At 38.7% G+C, this 21,625-nt stretch carries 18 protein-coding genes; 7 read left to right on the forward strand and 11 right to left on the reverse strand.

Translation table 11 applies throughout. The features are described 5' to 3' along the window. Positions 1–165: 165 nt before the first annotated feature. Positions 166–996 carry an MBL fold metallo-hydrolase gene (locus tag AC1DCY_RS12460; protein ID WP_477350521.1) on the reverse strand — a complete coding sequence of 277 codons (831 nt, stop codon included), beginning with the start codon at positions 994–996 and terminating at the stop codon, positions 166–168. Positions 997–1,259: 263 nt separating this feature from the next. On the opposite strand from AC1DCY_RS12460, the gene AC1DCY_RS12465 reads away from it, so the two are divergent. Then, entirely contained in the window at positions 1,260–2,096 is an 837-nt protein-coding gene (locus tag AC1DCY_RS12465; protein ID WP_477350523.1) for a hypothetical protein, read from the forward strand. 524 nt (positions 2,097–2,620) lie between these two features. Here the strand turns inward: AC1DCY_RS12465 and AC1DCY_RS12470 are convergent. Further along, a complete protein-coding gene (locus AC1DCY_RS12470; RefSeq protein WP_477350525.1) occupies positions 2,621–3,430 on the reverse strand; it encodes a sulfurtransferase in 810 nt (269 codons plus the stop codon). 10 nt (positions 3,431–3,440) lie between these two features. Continuing rightward, complete coding sequence (locus AC1DCY_RS12475) at positions 3,441–7,052, reverse strand: dynamin family protein (RefSeq protein WP_477350658.1); 3,612 nt, start codon at positions 7,050–7,052, stop codon at positions 3,441–3,443. Positions 7,053–7,614: 562 nt separating this feature from the next. Between AC1DCY_RS12475 and AC1DCY_RS12480 the strand changes: the two genes are divergently transcribed. Together AC1DCY_RS12480 and AC1DCY_RS12485 are read left to right on the forward strand one after the other, a co-directional pair. After that, entirely contained in the window at positions 7,615–8,115 is a 501-nt protein-coding gene (locus tag AC1DCY_RS12480; protein ID WP_477350527.1) for a DUF4183 domain-containing protein, read from the forward strand. Between the two features lie 29 nt (positions 8,116–8,144). Next, positions 8,145–8,465 carry a DUF4183 domain-containing protein gene (locus tag AC1DCY_RS12485; protein WP_477350528.1) on the forward strand — a complete coding sequence of 107 codons (321 nt, stop codon included), beginning with the start codon at positions 8,145–8,147 and terminating at the stop codon, positions 8,463–8,465. Between the two features lie 147 nt (positions 8,466–8,612). Here AC1DCY_RS12485 and AC1DCY_RS12490 read toward each other — a convergent pair whose 3' ends face one another. After that, positions 8,613–9,227, reverse strand: coding sequence for a pyroglutamyl-peptidase I (locus AC1DCY_RS12490; RefSeq protein WP_477350529.1), 615 nt, complete (start codon positions 9,225–9,227; stop codon positions 8,613–8,615). Between the two features lie 583 nt (positions 9,228–9,810). Here AC1DCY_RS12490 and AC1DCY_RS12495 point away from each other — a divergent pair. The 4 genes from AC1DCY_RS12495 (at position 9,811) to AC1DCY_RS12510 (ending at position 13,088) form a co-directional block, all read left to right on the forward strand. Continuing rightward, a complete protein-coding gene (locus AC1DCY_RS12495) occupies positions 9,811–10,263 on the forward strand; it encodes a chemotaxis protein CheX (protein ID WP_477350531.1) in 453 nt (150 codons plus the stop codon). 361 nt (positions 10,264–10,624) lie between these two features. Continuing rightward, positions 10,625–10,747, forward strand: a complete 123-nt coding sequence (locus tag AC1DCY_RS12500) for a hypothetical protein (RefSeq protein WP_477350532.1) — start codon at positions 10,625–10,627, stop codon at positions 10,745–10,747. 201 nt (positions 10,748–10,948) lie between these two features. Continuing rightward, positions 10,949–11,440 carry a cytochrome c oxidase subunit II gene (locus tag AC1DCY_RS12505; protein ID WP_477350533.1) on the forward strand — a complete coding sequence of 164 codons (492 nt, stop codon included), beginning with the start codon at positions 10,949–10,951 and terminating at the stop codon, positions 11,438–11,440. Next, complete coding sequence (locus AC1DCY_RS12510; protein WP_477350535.1) at positions 11,427–13,088, forward strand: b(o/a)3-type cytochrome-c oxidase subunit 1; 1,662 nt, start codon at positions 11,427–11,429, stop codon at positions 13,086–13,088. Before AC1DCY_RS12505 ends, AC1DCY_RS12510 begins: the two co-directional genes overlap by 14 nt. Before the next feature lie 261 nt (positions 13,089–13,349). Here AC1DCY_RS12510 and AC1DCY_RS12515 read toward each other — a convergent pair whose 3' ends face one another. The 7 genes from AC1DCY_RS12515 to AC1DCY_RS12545 all read right to left on the reverse strand — a co-directional run bounded on the left by AC1DCY_RS12515 (position 13,350) and on the right by AC1DCY_RS12545 (position 21,573). Continuing rightward, positions 13,350–14,300, reverse strand: coding sequence for an alpha/beta hydrolase (locus AC1DCY_RS12515; protein WP_477350660.1), 951 nt, complete (start codon positions 14,298–14,300; stop codon positions 13,350–13,352). A gap of 240 nt (positions 14,301–14,540) precedes the next feature. Next, positions 14,541–15,908 carry a sensor histidine kinase gene (locus tag AC1DCY_RS12520; RefSeq protein WP_477350537.1) on the reverse strand — a complete coding sequence of 456 codons (1,368 nt, stop codon included), beginning with the start codon at positions 15,906–15,908 and terminating at the stop codon, positions 14,541–14,543. Then, a complete protein-coding gene (locus AC1DCY_RS12525) occupies positions 15,905–16,579 on the reverse strand; it encodes a response regulator transcription factor (RefSeq protein WP_477350539.1) in 675 nt (224 codons plus the stop codon). Before AC1DCY_RS12525 ends, AC1DCY_RS12520 begins: the two co-directional genes overlap by 4 nt. 514 nt (positions 16,580–17,093) lie before the next feature. Next, positions 17,094–18,590 (reverse strand): carboxypeptidase M32, encoded by a 1,497-nt coding sequence (locus AC1DCY_RS12530; RefSeq protein WP_477350541.1) that lies wholly within the window; start codon positions 18,588–18,590, stop codon positions 17,094–17,096. Positions 18,591–18,803: 213 nt separating this feature from the next. Beyond that, complete coding sequence (locus AC1DCY_RS12535) at positions 18,804–19,244, reverse strand: CcdC protein domain-containing protein (protein WP_477350542.1); 441 nt, start codon at positions 19,242–19,244, stop codon at positions 18,804–18,806. A 476-nt stretch (positions 19,245–19,720) separates the two neighbouring features. After that, entirely contained in the window at positions 19,721–20,725 is a 1,005-nt protein-coding gene (locus tag AC1DCY_RS12540) for a serine hydrolase domain-containing protein (protein WP_477350544.1), read from the reverse strand. Between the two features lie 23 nt (positions 20,726–20,748). Then, positions 20,749–21,573, reverse strand: a complete 825-nt coding sequence (locus AC1DCY_RS12545) for a MerR family transcriptional regulator (protein WP_477350546.1) — start codon at positions 21,571–21,573, stop codon at positions 20,749–20,751. Positions 21,574–21,625 lie beyond the last annotated feature (52 nt).

Genomic DNA, 21,625 nt, shown 5'->3' on the forward strand with positions numbered 1-21,625 from the left:
TACACGTTCTGATATGGTAAGATGGGTATAGCTCATAACGATTCCTCCGTTTGAATGTTGGTGTGGTAACTACATTCTACACGAGGTCGTTATGGGCTTCCTTTATATTGATTTCTGAGTGTTGCACTTAATATTACAATCCGTCATTTCAATAAAAAAGAGCCCCTATTTTAAGGACTCTTGCGTAAATTGATTGATAAAAGCAGTGATAATGTGTTTGGAAGACCACTGTTCCCCCGATACTTTTGTAATCGGATATTCACGAGAAAAGATTGATTTTGTCATTTCTTCTACCGAATAACCTTTATCAAATAATTGCCTTATATTGCTCTCCATTTCTTCTAAATAAGCAATTTTTTCTTGTATTTTCGCTCGACCATCCGCTAAAAAGCCCGCATGACAGCAATAAACTTCTTCGAAATCATAGTTTAATATTTTCTTCAAAGACGCCAAGGTATGTACGATATTTTCTTCATCAAGGACAACCTTAGTTTTCGTCTGTATATACAAATCACCTGTAAACATAGCACCTGTTTCTCGATTGTAAAATGATACATGATCTGTCGTATGTCCTGGCGTTTCAATAACATCCCATGTAGCCGATTTCGTTTGCAATGTATTGCCTAACGGTTGAGCAATAAATGCTGGTCGCTCCCCCCATAGTGCCTGTCGATAAAAAGGATATTCACCATCCTTTGCACAAAGACTTACCGAATCACGGTGAACATAGATAGGTACGCCCTTATGTTGCTGAATCCATGCTGCATTTCCTGAATGATCCTCATGAGAATGAGTTAGCGCCAGTTGCTCAACCGGTATATCATTAAAAAAGGATTGGAACTCCTGTGAAAGTGAATATGAGCCTGTATCAATTAGTACCCCATCCACAAAAAAGCTATATACACTCATTCCAATACCCTGAACTGCCACTTTACCGTGCGCACATTGCACATCACGATTTTGTTGAATCTCTATACTTTTCTCTCGTTTAAACATCCTTTCCCCCCCTTTGTAAAAAGAGTGTAGCATAAAATGAATAACCAGTCATTTTATGCATACATCACAACTCTGATTGTTGGTTTAATATCCTTTGTCAAATGATGCAAGGGAAATAAATGTAAATTGAAGATTGCTATTAAAATAGCTCCTACTATTATAGTGAGACCATTGCATCGTATTCTATATTCATTTGAAAAATCCAGCTTGCTGTAGCAGAGGGTACAATCCACATATATTGTTTCATAATTCGTCGCTCTAGCGTGTCTATCCACGACTTGGCCGGGGCTATCCACCATTTTGACGGTTCTATCCACGATTTGGGCGGGGCTATCCACCATTTTGACTGTTCTATCCACGATTTGGGCGGGGCTATCCATCATTTTGATGGTTCTATCCACGATTTGAGCAGGGCTATCCATCATTTTGACGGTTCTATCCACGATTTGAGCGGAGCTATCCATCATTTTGACGGTTCTATCCACGATTCGGGCGGGGCTATCCATCATTTCGACGGTTCTATCCACGATTTGAGCGGGGCTATCCATCATTTTGACTGTTCTATCCATGATTTGAGCGGGGCTATCCATCATTTTGACTGTTCTATCCACGATTCGGGCGGGGCTATCCATCATTTTGATGGTTCTATCCACGATTTGGGCGGGGCTATCCATTATTTTGACGGTTCTATCCACGACTTGGGCGGGCCTATCCACCATTTTGATGGTTCTATCCACGATTTAGGCGGGGCTATCCATCATTTTGACTGTTCTATCCACGATTTGGCCGGGGCTATCCATCATTTTGACGGGGCTATCCATCATTTTGATGGTTCTATCCACGACTTGGGCGGGCCTATCCACCATTTTGACTGTTCTATCCACGATTTGGCCGGGGCTATCCATCATTTTGATGGTTCTATCCACGATTTGAGCGGGGCTATCCATCATTTTGACGGTTCTATCCACGATTTGGCCGGGGCTATCCACGACTTTGGCTTCTCTATCCGTCACTCTGGCGATTCTATCCGTCGCCTCGACTCTTCTTTCCGTCGCTTCTGCCACTCTTTCCGTCACTTCGACCACTATCCGTCGTTCTGACTGTTCTATCCGTCGCCTCGGCTCTTCTTTCCGTCGCTTCGACCACTTTTCGTCGTTCTGACGATTCTATTCGTCACCTCGGCTCTTCTTTCCGTCGCTTCTGCCACTCTTTCCGTCACTTCGACCACTATCCGTCGTTCTGACTGTTCTATCCGTCGCCTCGGCTCTTCTTTCCGTCGCTTCGACCACTTTCCGCCGTTCTGACGATTCTATTCGTCACCTCGGCTCTTCTTTCCGTCGTTTCTGCCACTCTTTCCGTCACTTCGACCACTTTCCGTCGTTCTGACGATTCTATCCGTCACCTTGGCTCTTCTTTCCACCACTCTTGCCTTTCTATCCGTCGCTCTGATTTCTATCCGTCACCTTGGCTCTTCTTTCCGTCGCTCTTGCCTTTCTATCCGTCGCTTCAACTATTCTTTCCGTCGCTCTGGATCATGCTTTCCGTTGCTTCAACAACGCTATCCATCCCACTCCAATAAAAGCAAAAAAACGCCCACCAAAGTGAGCGTTTCTACTTCTATCATTTATTCATTTGTTCCTTTTTCTACATCATATTGTGTAATCCAGTCACTAAAGCTGCCTACATACAGTTGAATATTTTCATAACCTTCATCTGCTAGCACTGCATACAATGGTGAGGCTGTAACACCGCTGCCACAATACACAACAACATGCTCGTCTTGAGCAACCTTGCTGCGTAACGCATCATTGGCTTGGAGACGGCCATCTGACTTTAATTGCTCCCAGTCAAAGTTTTTCGCTGTTGGAATATGCCCAGCTACCATATCAAGAGGCTCCACCTCTCCACGGTAGCGAGCTGCGGCACGTGCATCTAGCAACGTCGCATTGACTTCTCCATCTACAATAGCTTTAACTGCTTCACGTGGAGCATATAGTTCATCTCGCCAAACAAATTCAATCGTAGTCGGTGGATATTTTATAATGTCTTTTGTGAATGATATTTTTTCCTCGAGCGCAGGTGCACCACCATTCACAATCACTACATTTGGAAAGCCTGCATATGTCAGCATCCACCAAGCACGTGGTGCAAATGGCGCAGCTCCTTGATCATAAACGACAATTTGATCCTCATAGCTTAATCCTAATCCTTGAATTACTGCCGATAGCTTTTCCTTACTTGGCATAGGATGGCGGCCATCGCTGGATCCCATATCTGATAGATCCTGCTCTAGATCGATAAAAATCGCTCCTGGTGCATGTCCCTCTTCAAATATTTTATTCCCCGCCTCTTTATTTTGTAAATCAAAGCGAGCATCTATGAAACGGACTCCATCTAACTGAATTTCCTCAACTGATTTGAATACTTTTCCCAAATGAATCACCTCATGCGTATTGTAATTGTTCGTAAATAGTTTTCCAAGAAGCTAAACGGCTTTCTTCTTGAAGTGCAAGTCTTTCTGTTGCAATTTGTTCAAGCGCCTGATGGTAAATATGCAGACGTAATGTTTCCGCTTCCTCAGCAATATAGGTAATAGCCCATGTCATGAGGGATACTTTCTGTGAATCTAAATAGTTTTGCGCATCTGGTTTTGTTAATACTTCAAGCGCCTCACTTAGCTTCACTTTTTCATTCTTCTCAAAGAATGCCTTTTGATTACGGAAGTGTGATTTCACACCCGAATATTTCGCGATATCTGTAAATGGCCCTTCAAAATCAAGTAAATCTGGCCCAGAAGATTCAAACGCTAAGAATGAGAAGCTACGGTTTAATTCTTTTAGCTCACGTACTTCATCTTTAAAGCGCAGTTGCAGTTTTTTACTAATAAACTGTGATAAACGGAAGTTTGTTACACGCATTTCTTGTGTAAAGTCAAAGCGTAAACTTTGCATTACTTCTTTTAAAGCATGCTCTAGTGCTTGCTGAGCCGGCATTGCTGCAAATGTTGACGGATTATAGCTTTCCTTAAAGAACTCTGGGTAACGATAATACACCCGCTGAAGAACATAATACAGTAATTCATCAAGCTCTTGCTTCGTTTCACTTTCTAACATACTTGTATTAAGCGTATTAAACTTCGATTTTATATGCTGTTCAAGAGTTGTTAATTCCTCTAAACGCTCATCCTTACGTTTTAAGTTTTCTTCTGTTTGCGCAATTAAATCACCTAAACGTTGCTCCGTTTTATCGACTTCTTCAGCAAGTGCCTGAACAGCCAGTGCACTTAATTCATCATTTAAGAATGTGTGGAAGGCATCTTCGAAAGGTGGCATACCTGATGTTAATTCGGCACCTTCTACTTTTTCCTTTAAAGCCAATAGGCTCGACACACCGTAAAGTCGAGGGAAGCGAATGCCAAAGCGTTGTAGCTCTGAACGGACATAGCCTTTTACATCTTCCTGCTCTTCTTCTGTTGTCGCTAAATCAATCGCATTGACGATAAAGAACATTTTATCAAGTTCGAAGGCATCCTTCACACGCCCTAGCTGGATCAAAAACTCACGGTCAGCTTTAGCAAAAGCATGATTATAATAAGTAATAAACAAGATTGCATCAGCATTACGAATATAATCAAACGCAACACCTGTATGACGCGCATTAATAGAATCTGCTCCTGGTGTGTCAACAAGTGTCACACCCATGCGTGTTAACGGACTATCATAATAGAAATCAATATTATCAACAAAACATGATTTATTTTCCTGCGCAACAAATTTTTCGAACTCTTCACGATTAACACGTAATACTTTTCCTAGCTCAGACTTAAATGTTGGGAACCCTTCTTTATATGCACGTATAAATGATTTATGCACATTTAAGCGTTCGTCCGATAGCTGCACCGCAAGTCCTTCATCTGCACGATTAAACGCCTCTTCTAAAGAAGAAACTGATAAACCAATTGCTGCGTATGAAGCTTGAATATCCTCTAGCATTTGGTCAGCTGTTTTTAACAGTACATCTGCTGTTTCATGCGGATGTTCTGGTGTTACAGGACGAATTTTATTTATAGCCGCAGTTGTAGGGTTTGGTGATACTGGTAAAACTTTAGCACCCATTAAGGCATTAGAGAAGGAAGATTTCCCTGCACTAAATGCACCGAAAAGCGCGATTGTGAAATCCTTTTTCTGTAATCGTTCTACTTTATTTTCTAAGTAAGTTGCTACTTCCGCAAAGCCTTGTACATCTTTTACAGCATTTGCCGTATGAAGTGCACGCTTAACTACACCTTCAATAGGAAGGCTTGTTGCACTTACTGCTTGCTGTGCTTCTTCCTGTTGTAACGCTTCCTCTTTTGGCTGTAACATCGATTCATCAAACAATCGGATATCTGCTAAATCTTGCTTAAAGGCATGATCCCAATTTGTCAGCTGTTGATTTGCTAGCTGACGTATTTCGTTGCTTGCCTGATGCATAATACTCGCACTATATTGCTGATAGCCCTCGATTTCAAGCACTGCCTGAATAGCATCAACTTTCGCTTGCATCCCAGCCATTTTTAATTTAGATGGTGCAGCCGTTTCAGTAGCCACCGCTTCTAAAGTTGTTGCTTGTGCATCCTTCCAATTATCTGTTTCCTGGATGAAGTAACGTTTTGTTGCCTCTGCCACACGGTTTGCGAAGTTTAGTACGGCATCCCCAGTTAATAGAGCACCAACTTGTACTTGCTGCTCAATAAGTGAGAATGGTAATTCAAAGCTGTAGGCATCAATAGCTGTAGCACGTTCTTCATTTAATGCACTAACATCCTTTAACACCTTTTTCATTAGGCCTTTTAAATGTCCAGTAACCTGTGCATGCACAACATTTTGATAGGCACTATAGGCATCCTCTTTACGGCGGTTACGCTCTTCCTCTGTTTTTTTCTTAGCAGTAAATAAGCCCCCTACCTTGAAACCATCCTGCTGACTCTCTAAATACAGACGTAATTTATCGCGTAAATCAGCTGGCATAATGGCAGCATTCGCAAGAAGTTCTTTACGTTGATCTTCGAACGTTTCATTCCATGCCTCAATCGAGAACAATTCAACTTGACGATTCAGCTTATTGTATTGCTCTAAAATATCTTTATGGTTTGCCCAGTCATCGGCACTTAATACATCTTCATCGATGTCTAAACGATCTTCTCTTTCTTCTGTTAAATAAGTGTCATGCTCACTTTGTAATAAACGCAGCGTATTAGATGCTGTCTGTACAAGTTGATCCTGCCAATCATTCATACTATCCATAACAATTTTCTTGACAGCTTTAAAATCGTTATTAGGGTGCTCAGGTTCTCTTAATGAAGTGAAAAATACACCTTTTGGTACTACACCCCAAGCCGCAAAGGAATTGTGAACTGTTGCTTTAAATTCCTCAAAGCTTAATTCATTTTCATTATGCTTATCAATCATGTTAACGATTAAATAAACGTTTGGATTATACTTCATTAATTGCTTTGTAAATTGAAAATTCAATTCTGATTGCACGTGATTGTAGTCCATTGTATAAAATACGACATCAGCAATATGAAGGGCTGACTCTGTTGACATACGGTGTGCATCATCTGTCGAGTCGACACCTGGCGTATCCATAACTGTGACGCCTAGTGGTAATGTCGATGTACTATGACCAATTTCAATTTGAGACACTAGGTCCCCATTTTTACTAAGCTCTTTTACTGTTTTAAAATCATAACCTGCTTCAAATTTCACAGGCTTTTCATTGTGCATATAGACAATCGCAAAGTCTTCATCTGATTTATGGACTTTAACGATATTGGCACTCGTTGGAATAGGACTTGACGCAAGTAAATCTTCACCTGAAAGCGCGTTAATCATACTTGACTTACCAGCAGAGAAATGGCCAGCAAAGCCGATAACATATTCTTTTTGCTGTATTTTACGTGCAAAAAGTGATGTCTTATCCATACGCTCTGTATCACCATTATGCTGATAAATTATGTATTGTAACGAAGCTTGCTTTAATAGCGCCTCCAACTGTTTTTCAAAATCATTCATAAAACCAGTAACCCCTTTATTCATATTAATCAATTTCGCCTTGGCGTAATTGTTGCTGTCGCTGCGCTTTCGCACAGATAAACAATGCGTCCGGATTTTGAATCGTGCGAGCACAATTCACTCCTTTAAAAATCCGCAACATCCGCCGGAGGCTTATCTTCATTCAGTAATGTTTGGAAAGAAACTATATCCGCATTCATCTTACGACTTCAGAGGTGGTAGTTTTTCTGAATGAAGATAGTCATAATTAGTATTCTACCTTATTCGACAAACAAAGTATAACACTAATTTACTTTGAAAAGCATATATATAAAGGTTTCAGACGCCATATTCATCCATCTCGTCCTGTTTAACCAAAAAAATGCATTATTCAGGCTTACTATCAAAACGCGGGGTTGATTTCATACGTTTTAACAAAATGTCATTCTCAATTTGTAGTGATGGGCCAATATTTTAAAAAAAACTACTAATTTCTATTTCAAAATGGTTGCACAACTAAGCAATTTATTATTTTCTTCATATTTTAAGGTAAGGCAATTTAAGATTTAAAAAAGTTTAATGTGTGATTGCAATACTAATAATAGTGAAAATTACAAAGTTAGCTTGGGGAAAAAAAATTAAATGGAGTGATAAAAAAATGGTGAACTTTAGGAATCACCAAAAACTCGAGCAAGAATGTGAATGTGGGTGTGAAGAGCGGTTTATTTGGCCTCGTATAAAAGCTAGTACCCTTCCCTCAGTAGACCCTCCCCCTGTCATTGAACCTAATGGAAATATCATTCCAACAGTAAATAGATATTTCTATGTTGCTACATCAGATATTAATTTAACGAATGGGGCGACTATAGCCGCTAGCCAATTTTGGGATGATGATGGGAACCCAGCAACTGAATTTAAGATTTTTAATCCGAATGGCTACGTTAATCTTTATATCAATGCTGTAATGCAGGAAGGTGGAATTTACACCATAACTCCAATCTCGTTAACCTTAAGTCCAGATAATTCAACAATTTATAAAGGTACTCCAATTATCATAGAATCATTAGGATTTTCTACAATGTAAGAAATAAACCTGAAAGGGGGTGAAAATAAGTGGCACTTTCTATTATTAATATTCATGTCAATGTTACAGGGACTTCGACTAGATTTTTCAATGTTTTAGCTGCACCCTTAACGATCTCTGATGGTACAACGGTTGCCGCTACAACCTTTTTAAATGATAGCGGTTCTGCCGCAACTACTTTCCCAATCGTAACAAACGGATACTATAATTTATATATAAATGGGGTGCTTCAGGAAGGTGGTTCTTACTCAGTTTCTGCAACAGAATTAACATTCCATACTGTTACAGGCACTTTACCAGCAGGAACACCAATTATTGTTGAGGCAGTTGAATTAGTGACTACACTTTAATCACCTTTAGCAGATCTGAGATACTTTGTTTCATGAATAAAAAAATACAGCTCATATAAATAAAAAATGGATGCCTTAAATTATTTTAGGGCATCCATAAATACAAAACGATTTGTGTGTTGGCTAACTCATATCGTATGAGGAAAATCAATCATTCGCTGCACGAATGGTCTCCTCGATACAAAGTCTAATAGAAGTTATTAAATCTTGAATATTCCATCCCGGGATTTTTCCATGCTGAATCGCCAAATCAAATGACGCAGGTATATGAATAAAGCCTGCACGGACCCCTTTTTGTTGCTTTGCGTAAACTAGCCCTTCATACATAATATTATTACATAAATAGGTACCCGCCGTATTTGAAATTTCCGCTGGATATCCCTCTTTTAATAATCGATTCACCATATTTCTAATAGGTAAATTCGTTATATACGCGTCTTTACCGCCATCATAAATGCTCTCATCTGCTGGCGTATAACCATTATTATCCGCTTCGCCATCTTTAATATTAATCGCTATTCGCTCAGGTGTAATTTTAAAACGTCCTCCAGCTAAGCCTAATGAAATAATGATTTGTGGCTTTATTTCAGCAATATATTGTTTCAGCTGCTGAGCAGATTGCTGAAAATCCACTGACAAAATGCGTCCTATAATTTCATAGCCATCCATCATTTCTCCATGTAAGTTTTCTACAATTTGCATTGTTGGATTAATTTTATACTCAAGAAATGGTACAAACCCTGTTAACAATATTTTTGTCATGTTTTCTTCACCTAAATTTCTATAGGACGTCGCTTGATTGCCCATCCTTTTTTATTATTTTTATTAATGGTGCGAATATTGTAACCTAAATAACTACCGAATCCATCAATGACCCACACATTGCATTGATATACTAATTTGTTTAATTCTACAAAAAAACGACTCCCATTTACAAGATATTTCAGAAAAAACAAACAACTATCCTCTTTTTATTACAACAAAAGTATTAAAGATCAATAAAAAAAAGCATGATCTCAAAATTACTAAGACCATGCTCTACCTATATGAAAAATGTCTTTATTGATATCCTCTTATTTCAAATGTGCAGTCGCCTGTTTCATAACGTGTTTTCCCACTCCAATATAGATAACCACTGCCGCTCCAATAAATACGAATGTCATCACTGACCGCTCCTTTTAATTTAAATATTTGTATTCGAAAAGACTTAACGTCCATTTATTGATTTTGAAAATCATTCTCATTAATATAATATAAATTTCCCACTAATTCGTCAAGACATACTTTCATCTTACCCTTTTAACATGGTAAGATGTAGAAAAGTCGGAAAAAGGATGCGGTAATGATGAGTAATTCGAAGTACTTTCAAACTATTTTAAACGGGACAATTCATGCTTTAAGATCGATTCTACCTATGGATATAGAGGTGAAAACGCCTAGTATTATTTCTGAACCATTTCAACAACAGCAAATGGGTGTTTTAATTGGTTTAATAGGAGATTTAAAGGGCCGTGTAATCATTGATTCCTCTCCTGAAATATTTAGTGGCATCGGCAATACTATGTTTGGTATGCCTCTTGAAGGAGAAATGTTGGAATCCTTTACAGGGGAATTCGGGAATATGATTGCAGGAAATTTATGTACTACCGTGGGACAAGAAAGCTTAGAAATTGATATCACACCCCCAACAGTGATGGTTGGCAACACAAAGTTATACGGCTTTGAAAAGGCCTTTGTACTCCCTGTTACAATTCCAAACGTTGGTCCGCTGACAGTTCTTTTAACAATTGAAGAATAATAGAGTACTAGAATATCGAACTGTTCCAAATGATATATCCTATGCTAATACATCAAACATTTATGATCACTCTTTTTCATTCTCTATAATTAACAGAGGATGCCCCATTAGGCTCAAGCCTAAATTTCTATTAGTAATATTTCTTGAAAAACAAGATATTTTAATAAAAATTACTCTAATTCTGACCAATTAGTGGCCATCTCAATGACTATTGAGGTGGCTATTTTTTATTCCCTCCTCAATTTTTCACATTTTTTTCACATATTTCGCTAAGTTGTGTGATTTTTTTCACATCAAAATAAAATTTATTTATATATCATGGCAATAAGAAAGACACAATAAAAGCGTAGGAGGAGCAAAAATGGCAAATAAAAAAAAGTCAGATGAAAATTTAAAAGGTTCACTCTATGCGGTATTTGGAGTAGGAATCATTATTATCTTGTTTTGGGTGTACTGCTTCGATTTGTTCATCAATCGTTTTTAACTTCTTTCAGCAATTGTTTTTTGTAGCAAAAGCGAAGGGTCAGCAACAAATGTTCTTTGTATCAAAAGTGAAACGTCAGTTACAAGAGTCTCCACCTCTATAAGTGGGGGATGAATGCGTATTTAAGCTACTTTTCAGCGAGTATCCAAACGCCCGCTGAAAGAAGTCATAATTGATTCTACTAAGAAAGGACAGAGACATATGCACTTACATAAGTATGAAAAATATTGGCTTGTGTTTGGAGTTGCTACTTTAGTAGCATTCCTTATCATTCTAGGCATCGGTGCATTCCATCAAGGCTCACATCCGAACAATGGTAAAAAAACACTAGATTATGAGAAAGTAAAAGAATTTGCCCCCTTCGATAATCCTGGTGTTCATCAAGTAGAAGGTAAGGATTGGGATTATGAAGTGGTTGTTTTAGCATCAGCATTTAATTACAATCCTCCAGAAATTGAAGTTCCTCTTGGAGCTAAGGTGAAATTTATCGCAACAAGTGCAGATGTAATGCACGGTTTTGAAGTTGCAGGTACAAATATTAATATGATGCTTGAACCGGGTTACATTTCTGAATATGTAACTACTATAAATAAAGTAGGAGAGTTTTTAATCGTATGTAATGAATACTGTGGTACTGGGCATACGATGATGCACTCTATGCTAAAGGTGGTGGATCCAAATGAGTCTAAATAATAATTTGGCAAAAGTGGATCGTCGTGATGCGAAGCTTGCAATGGCTCATATTTACGTAGCATTCATCGCATTGTTATTAGGTGGTCTTGCAGGTTTATTACAAGTTTTCGTTCGTTCTGGTCAATTTACATTACCAGCAGGCATTGGTTACTATCAAGTTTTAACTGTACATGGTGTTTTACTCGGTCTTATTTTAACAACGTTCTTTATTTTTGGTTTCCAAATTGCCAGTGTTAGCCGTACGTCAGGGACTTTTTCAGATGGTCAACGTCGCCTTGGCTGGATTGGCTTCTGGTTAATGACTATCGGTACAGCAGCTGCTGCAATAATGGTTCTACTTAATGAGGCAACTGTTTTATATACGTTCTATGCTCCATTGAAAGCTCACTGGATATTCTATTTAGGCCTTACATTAGTCGTTGTTGGTTCTTGGGTTGGCGGCGCAGGTCAAATTTTACGATATGCTCAATGGCGTAAAGAAAACAAAGGTAGCGGACAACGAAGCCCATTACTGTCATTTATGGTTGTTGTCAATAATTTAATGTGGTTCGTAGCAACTCTAGGTGTAGCTGTTTCTGTTCTATTCCAGCTACTTCCATGGTCCTTAGGCTTTATCGAACGTGTTGATGTAGCACTATCCCGTACATTGTTCTGGTATTTCGGTCATGCTCTTGTGTACTTCTGGTTATTACCAGCATACATGGTTTGGTATGTCATTATTCCGAAGGTTATTGGAGGAAAAATTTTCTCTGATTCTTTAGCAAGACTGTCGTTTATGCTGTTCTTAATTTTTTCTGTACCAGTTGGGATCCATCACCAATTAACAGAGCCCGGTATTGATGGTACATGGAAATTCATACAAGTTGTTTTAACATTTGCCGTAATCGTACCATCCTTAATGACTGCCTTCTCGATGTTTGCAATGTTTGAATTACGTGGTCGTGAATTAGGTGGCAAAGGTCTTTACGGCTGGTTTAAAAAATTACCATGGAAAGATGCCCGTTTCTTCGTGCCATTTATCGGTATGGTAGCATTTATTCCTGGTGGTGCAGGCGGTATCATCAATGCTTCTTACCAAATGAACCAATTAATCCATAACACTATTTGGGTTACAGGACATTTCCATTTAACAATTGCAACAACAGTCGTATTAACTTATTTCAGTGCGGCATTCTGGTTAATTCCACATTTAACAGGTCGCACATTGACTAAATCTTTAAACAATCTTGGTAATTTTGCAGCTATTTTATGGGCTACTGGTATGACAATTATGTCTTCCGCTATGCATATTGCTGGTTTAATCGGTGCACCTCGTCGATCTGATTACTCTGAGTATGGCGGCGCTCAACAAGCTTATGATTGGATTCCTTATCAAATCGCTCAAGCTATTGGCGGTACAATCCTGTTCATCGCTATCATAATCATCCTTTATATTGTGGTGAAATTAGCATGGTTTGCACCAAAAGGCGAAGAGGAATTCCCTGTTGGTGAAGTACATGAAAATGGTGGTACTACTCCAGCTATCTTAGAGAACTTTAAAGTATGGCTTGTTATTTTAGTAGCATTAATTTTATTTGCCTATACTATTCCAATTATCGATATTATTTCTAATTCCCCTCCTGGTTCTAAAGGCTATAAGCTTTGGTAACAAACTTTTGCAAAAAAGCGATTTCTCTAATTGAGAAATCGCTTTTCACTTTGCTGAAAAACTATGCCAATGAAATTAAGGTATCATATTACATAAAGTTGGCTCCTCAGCAAAAACGAGTGGTTGATTTCCGTTTCGACTGGGCGGTTTCCTGGAGGCGTCGGGCTTCTTAGACCTAATTGACTCGTTCTCATCTTTCCACTTGACGTGGACGCCTTACTTACCGTTAATGCGGGATAATATCAGGGACCTTTCTCGCACTCACTTTAATTCTTTCATAAATTCTCTAAAGTTTTCAGCGATTTCTTTGAATTTGCTATGGTGTAAATAATGTGATCCATCCAATGTTATTACTTTACCAAGCATTGACTCTTTAGCTTGCTCTTCATGCAGTGATACCCAATTTTCCCTGTCCGTATTATTTGCTTGTACAAATAAAAGAAGCGGAAGATCTTTAGGGAATGTTAAATTTTGAGCCTTTTTAAAATTAGAAGAAATATGTTCCATCTCATTCAAGGTAGTGGCATTATACGAGTTTTTATTTGAAATCATTTTCATTTGCTCTTTCGCTTGATCATCAAATACTAGTTCGGCATAGGGGTCTGTACCTACTTTCTTGATTAATCTCAAAAGACCTGATTTTTCAAGAAACGCGAATGTTTTTAATGGAAATTTGACATCCATACCGCCTTGTGTAGAAACACTAGTATCAATGCCTACAAATGCACTCACTTCGTTTGGATATTTGTTGACATAATCAAGGCCGTAGATACCTGCAATGGAGTGGCCCATTAGCGTAAAATGGTCAATATTAAGCTGCTGTAAAGCTTCATGCATTTCACTGACAATATTCGCAGTGCTTCGTTCTTTATCGGTTTCATCACTTAATCCATATCCGAAAGGCTCAATCGCGACAACTTTGTAAATTGGAGATAATTCATCGATGAGCATCTTAAAATCAAGTGCTGGTGCCGCTGTTCCATAGCCAGGTAGGAGCACGATGGTTTCTTCGCCTTCTCCTTGAATTAACACATTCATATTTTTTCCGTCTACTGTTACAGACTGACCATAAGTTTCTATTTTTTCTTGCTCCGATTTGTTACAGACAATATTAACAATAAAAACAATGACCAGAAAAAGTACTATTGCAATAGCTATAACTCCTATTGCTTTAAGTATAAAGATAAGTGGTTTACCCATCCTCATTTTCATTACCTCTTCTTTTAGTTTCACTCTCATCTTCTCCTTTATTTATCTATTTACTAGACATCTTATATGGGCCATTAAGGATAGCTTATAGGACGAAAATGTACTCCCGATGACAACAATATGAACGGAATATGAACAAACAAAAAAAGTTACGGCGTCACATGCAAGAAAGTTTGCATATGACGCCGTAACTTGGGAAATACGAGGACGTTTAAATAATTCGAATGTACAACATGAATCTAATTACTCTGTTGGTGTTGTGATTGGCAAAGTGACAATGACAGTCGTTCCTCTGCCAGGCTCGCTTTCCACTCGGATGTCGCCTTGATGAAGCGATACGATCTGTTTAACGATGGCGAGTCCCATACCACTGCCATCATACTTACGACTATGGGAACGATCAGCCTTAAAAAACCGCTCGAATATACGCTTCTGATCCTCTAAGGAAATACCAATGCCCGTGTCGGATACTCGGACTGTCACATTTTTGATATCTTGTTTGATGCTAATGTTAATAACTCCGGCATCTTTGGAAAATTTGATACTATTGCCGATTATGTTCGTCCATACCTGGTTTAATTGATCATGATCAGCCATTAGGCGAACAGCGTTCAAATTGAGCTCGAAACGGATGTTGCGAGCCGACCATTGCGGCTGGATAGCGACGATGACTCGTCTGATCTGTTCATCAAGGCTGAACGTGACCAGCCGCAGTTGCTGTGACTGCGATTCAAGCAAACTCAGCTTTAGCAGGCTATCGCTCATCTTGGACATCCGATCTGCTTCAGCGATGATAATATCGAGATAACGGCTCCGCTCGTTATCTGCGAGGTTTACTTGCTTGAGCGCTAAAGCATAACCGGATATCGAGGTAAGCGGCGACTGAACTTCATGCGACACATTCGATACGAAATCCCTACGCATCTGCTCAAGTTGCTGCAGTTCGTGCATCATTTCTTCGAAGCTGCGAGCTAAAGTACCTAGCTCACCCTTTTGATTAATATTCAGCTTAACGTTAAAATCTCCACCTGCTATATGTCTAGTCGCTTTTGTCAGCTTTTTGATTGGTTTGACTAGGAACATAGCAGCAACCAGAATCAATAGGCTTCCTGCTATCAACGAATAGGTTGAAAAGTTCAAAATCCACTTTATTACAAAAGAAGTGGAAGGGAGGGCGATCGGTTCTACAAACATCGCTTTCGTTCCCATTTCAGTTGTCAACGGCATCCCTAAGAGAACAGTAGAAACACCACTCGGATTGACTTGAACAATTTCCCCACCCAGTACTTTTGTCACCTGTTCCATCGTCACAGTGGCAGGTTTATCTCCGTTAAGCGCTCCATAAGACTGGAACTGACCCGTTTCTTCATAAATTCGAATATGATAGGATTTGAGCTGATTCATTCCACTTACGAATGTGTTCGCTTCACTTAACGGTAATTTCTCATAAATCCGGGCGATGTCCTGACCAAAGTAAAGTAAGGGGATTTGCAGGTTCTCGTTCAATTTATCTTCAAATACCCAAGTTGCTACAAAAAAAGCAATGATCGTGCCCCCGATTACGGAGACTAGAAATATCAGGACTACGCGTGTATATAAAGATTTGATCATTCGTGCACCTCAAGGCGGTAACCAAGCCCACGTACCGTTTCGATACGAAAATCGGCTGTAGTCGCGAATCGTTCGCGCAAGCGTTTAATATGTACGTCTATCGTTCGATCATCTCCAGCGTAATCAATCCCCCAAATTTGATCGATCAACTGGACTCGCGTATAAACTTGACCAGGTGTTCCGGCGAGCTTATAAAGTAATTCGAACTCCTTGAGCGGTAACGTGAGCGACTCCGTCCCCCTCATCACCTTATAGGTCTGTCGATCAAGGATGACGTTGCCGAACTGGATTATCTGCGTGGAACCAATTCGGAATCGTTTCAATAGTGCCTTAACACGAACCCGCAACTCCAGCGGGTCGAATGGTTTAGTCAAATAATCATCCGCTCCAAGTTCAAATCCTTTCACTTTTTCCCATGTTTCGCCCCTTGCAGTCAGCATAAGTAACGGAAGATCAGGATTGGCCCTTCGGAGCTCCTTGCATAACGTCCAACCATCCATAATCGGCATCATAATGTCGAGCACGACAAGATCGACTTGCGTTGATGTGTAGATGGCCAGTGCTTCCTTGCCGTCCACGGCTTCGACTGTTGCGAATCCGTCGTTGCGTAGAAATAAACAGACGAGTTCGCGAATGTTCGCATCGTCGTCAGCAACCAGTATAGTAGGCATCCGTTCCCTCTTTTCCATCGCATTATTGAAATAATCATTATACTATAAATTAAATTGAATTACCCCTATTCTACCTATAATTAAGGACTGGAATATCATTAAATGCACCCTCGTTTGCTTATTCGATTACCGGAACGCCTAACTTGATATAGACGGAAATACTAAATGGACACAAACTGCCTACGTGGTGATCCTTCTGTTTAAGCCATTGTCCAGACGTGATAATTCACAGATAACTACTACAACTTATGGTATCGACATTTATGCAACGTTACTGAAGAAGAACAAAAGCGCTAAGTGCCTCTGTCCACGTCCCAAGTGTAAACAATTCACTTGCATAAGACCCACACTTAATAGCTAAAATTTTGCAGGAACAGGGTTTTGCCAGAGCGAAAGCGAGTAGCCTGGAACAAAAATCACATTCATTGAAAGCGACACAACATTCATAGTAATTTTCTTGACCATTTTGCTTTTAAAAAAGCGATTTCTCTGTTACGAGAAATCGCTTTGGGCTTTAGAGCTGATACAGCTTCGTATATTTTTCTTGTAAATAGTTTGCTAAATATTTTGCGTTTAAGCCTTCCCCTGTCGCTTCCTGTAGCAATTCGAATGGCTTCTTCAACGCGCCGTATTGATGGACTTTGTCTGTTAACCACTCTCGAATTGGAAGAAGCTCACCCTTTTCTAATAGCTCATCAAAGTTTGGAATATCTTTATCCATTGCATGTTTCCATTGTGCAGCATAAATCATTCCTAAAGCATAGGATGGGAAATAGCCAAACATGCCCCCTGACCAGTGCATATCTTGTAGTACCCCTTTTGCATCTGTTTCAGGACGAATGCCTAAATATTCTTCGTATTTATCATTCCATACTTGTGGAAGATCCTTCGCTTGAAGATCGCCGTTGAATAGGTCACGTTCAATTTCATAGCGAATCATAATATGTAGTGGATATGTTAACTCATCTGCTTCAATGCGAATAAACGATGGCTCCACCATATTAATTGCTCGTAGGAAGTCAGCTAATGCTACATCACCAAATTGCTCAGGTGAATATTTTTGCAGTCGCTCGTAGTTATGCTCCCAGAACTTTTCGTTCCTACCAACAAAATTTTCATAAAATAAAGATTGGGATTCATGTATTCCCATAGATGTCCCCGTTGCTAATGGTAAACCATCAAGCTTCACATCGATATTTTGTTCGTACATGGCGTGTCCACACTCATGGATTGTTCCAAAAATTGCTGAGCGGAAATCGTTTTCATCATATTTCGTTGTAATACGATTATCTCCATGATTTAAGCCAATCATAAATGGATGCACACTTTCGTCTAAGCGACCTGCATCAAAATCATAGCCAAGTTGTGTTAGCATTTCTAATGATAATGCACGCTGAGATTCACGAGGGAAATGCTTAAATAATATGCTTGTATCTGGTTTATTTGGTGAAGCTGCGATTTTTTGCACAAGAGAAACGATTGTTTCACGTAAGTCACCAAAAACTTGATCTAAAACATCAGTCGTCATATCAGGTTCATATAAATCTAGTAATGTATTGTACGGCGAACCGTTTTTAATACCCCAATATTGAATGAATTTCTTCTGCCAGCTTATAATTTCCTCTAAATAAGGTAGGAATAAAGCAAAATTATTAGTTGCCTTTGCTTCTTCCCATGCTGTTTCCGCTTTAGATTGTAGAATGACGAATTCCTTATATTCATCAGCCGGAATTTTTTTATTTTGGTCATACTCTTTACGTACTTCCTCTACTAAACGCAGCGTAACATAATCAAGATCTTCCTTTTGCCCCTCTAGGTCCGTTAGTAATTGCCCTAACTCTTCACTAGTTTGCATGTCAAATAAGGAGGCAGATAATGTTCCAACTACCTCTGAACGCTGAGCTAACCCTTTCTTAGGTGCACCCGTACGCATATCCCAATAAATCACACTTAATGCTTCTCCGTAGTGCTGCATTTTTTTTACATAATCAGTAAATTGTTGAACAGTCATACTTCATCCTCCTTTTCACGCTACTATTTTATCATATTTTCGAAAATTTTGTATATTATGGACTTTATAGTATTTTTATAGCAATAATAACTGTTCACAATTTTATATCTACAAAACTATTCTATTGCGAATGGCATATACAACCGCTCGCGTTCGATCCACTGCACCATTTTTTGTAAAATGCGAAAGAAACTTTTTAAATCCATATTTTTTTCATCCCGTAAGTTGTTTGTATCTCATATAAATAATATACCGGCGAGCACATACACTACCGAGCGGTATAAACATAAGAGCATTCGTTAATGCTATGACAGCATGCTCTTTTCCCCATTTTGCTGCAAGTACTCGCAAAAGAAGAATGCCAAGAAATAAAATAACTCCAGCGACAGAACTTTGTGTAGTTACGATTCCTCTTTCATGATTAACACGAATTTTTTCTAATTTTCCTCTCCATATCCCGATACCTATGCCCATTATTAAACAAATGAAGTACAAGATAAAGCTTATCGGCGTTAATTTATCTGAACTTAAAATAGAAGTACACGTTATCCCAATTAACAAAATCGGTATTATCCACATTCGAGTTGGTCTAACTTTTTTCTCCCTTAACATAAGAAGAATAATGACTAAAAGGATAACCAAGTAACTACTCATTTCTTTCCCTCTCTTTATTTAATAAATTCTTAATAAAAGATTATGCCTCGGCATAATTGCGTCCGGAGGCTTTAACTTCTTTCAGCGGATGTTTGGATACCCGCTGAAAAGTGACTTAAAACCGCATTCTTCTAGAAGTGGTATACTTCTGAACTGTCGCCACACTTCCAGTACAAAATAGCTGCCGCTTTGTTTTCGCTACAGAAATAATTGCTGAAAGAAGTTAAAAGAAAATAAAAATAGTCCATATTTTCAGATTATTTTTTGAACTACTATCCATCTGTAGATGTAGTGTCAAAGAAGTACCTGATAAAAAACTTTGTCCTCTCATAAAAAAACCTCCCCAGTTATGAATGTAAAAGACTTTTGCCATCTTTTCATTGCTACTCGGAGAGGATCAACTTAATTGTAATATTGGGTATAAGTAGTTGTTATTTTGATAACTCATATATCTTCTTTTATGTACAACAGAATAATTATAATACCGCTGGGATTATATACTCTTTAATTAATGGCCATCTATCTCGTGGATTCATAATGAATTCTGAACTAATTGCTACAATCATATTCATTTTTGGTATACAACAAATCATATTGCCCCCATCCCCTATTGCTGAAAAGGTAGAAAGCCCATCTTCTTGCTTTAGCCACCATAAATAACCGTAATTGTTATGGTTCATCTCTGTTGATTTACGAATCCATGCCTCTGAGAGAATCCTTTTATTATCCCAAATGCCATTGTTTAAATAAAGGTAGCCAAATCGTGCCATATCACGGGTAGTTAATGTTAGCCCCCATCCACCTGTCGAATGACCGTATGGATCATGTACCCACCCCTTAACGTTTTTTCCGAATAAATCATCAAACCCATATGCGTTCATTTGATAGTCAGGAATTTCTTTCATGCCAAGCGGTGTAAACAAATGTTCATTAGCGAACGCTCGTGCACTCTTACCTGTACTTTCAGTAAGAATAGCTGACAATAAATGTGCTCCAGCTGTAGAATATTTAAATTCGCCTAAATCCCCCTTTTCACCCATTATATCAAGTGTATATTTTATCCAATCCTGCTGTTGACATAGAATATCTAGTGGCTCATGCCAATCCTCATATGGATATGGTACTGTCATCGTGAGAAGATGTCGTATAGTAATCTGTTGTTTCTGCTTATCAGCATTAGAAATATATTTAGGGAAAAAATCTAACACCTTTTCTTCAACGCTTTTAATATACCCTTTATCAATAGCGATGCCTATAAGTGCAGATAGTACACTTTTAGTTACAGATGCTACATGGTGACAATCATCAGGACTTTTCCCATTAAAATATTTTTCATATGCTAAATGACCATTTCTAATTATAACAATGCCATTTATATTGTTATAATCACTTTTTACCGTGTGCTCAAGCTGAGAAAGCTTTTCATTGTTCATATATATGCTTTCAGGCTTTACCGTGTGCCAATTTATTGTTGTTTGCATAAGAACCTCCTATTGTTAGTTTGTTATTTTTTCTTTACAGGAAAATAAACCTCAGTAATATAATCCTCGGGAGAGTTAGCTTGATTTGGATCTGTTACATATATTTCATATGGCGGTAATATCAATTCATAACCCTCGTTTTCTATCCACTTCATCAAATTAGCATAGACAGATGTTAATTCTGGATAAGCCCCCTTTAAAACAGATTTAGCACAGAGGCTACCAGGCAAATCTCTCGTTCCTTTGACATACTCAGCTATTGGAATAGCAAACTCGGTATCATTACCAGCAGGATTAAATTCAGGGCTGTGGTAAATCGTCATCGGCTTTCCTAGTAAAGTGAGCTGCTCCGTCGCAATCTTTTCATATAGCTTGCTAAAATAATTACCGTATCCCGATGCATAGTCATCACTGCTCAATATCAGTCGCTTATGAAGGATATTCATTGGCTCTGTTTCAACCAGCTGTACTTCGATATCGTCAAGGTACGACATAATCGGTATCCCCTTTTCTAAGTTTGCAATATCATGACTTAGTTGTTTTACAAGATATTCAAAAGCCTTTAGTTTTTCTTGAATCGCATTTCTCTTATGGTTAAGCGCCGAACAAAGCATTTCTTCGGATTGATCCTCTTCTAATGCCAGCATCATTTTAATTTCTTCAAGAGAAAAATGGTAGGATTTTAAACGGTTGATATAGAGCATCCTTTTTAGTTGTTCGATAGAATAATACCTATAACCGCTTTCAGCATTAATCTCATCTGGGTTTATTAATCCAATTTCATCGTAATATCGAAGTGTTTTTGTCGAGACACCACATACCTTCGAGAATTCTCCAATTGATAGCACAAAACCACCTCACTTATAGATTTGTTACTTGCTACAATTCATTTATACACCT

It is taken from the genome of Lysinibacillus sp. 10T31 (assembly GCF_056394365.1).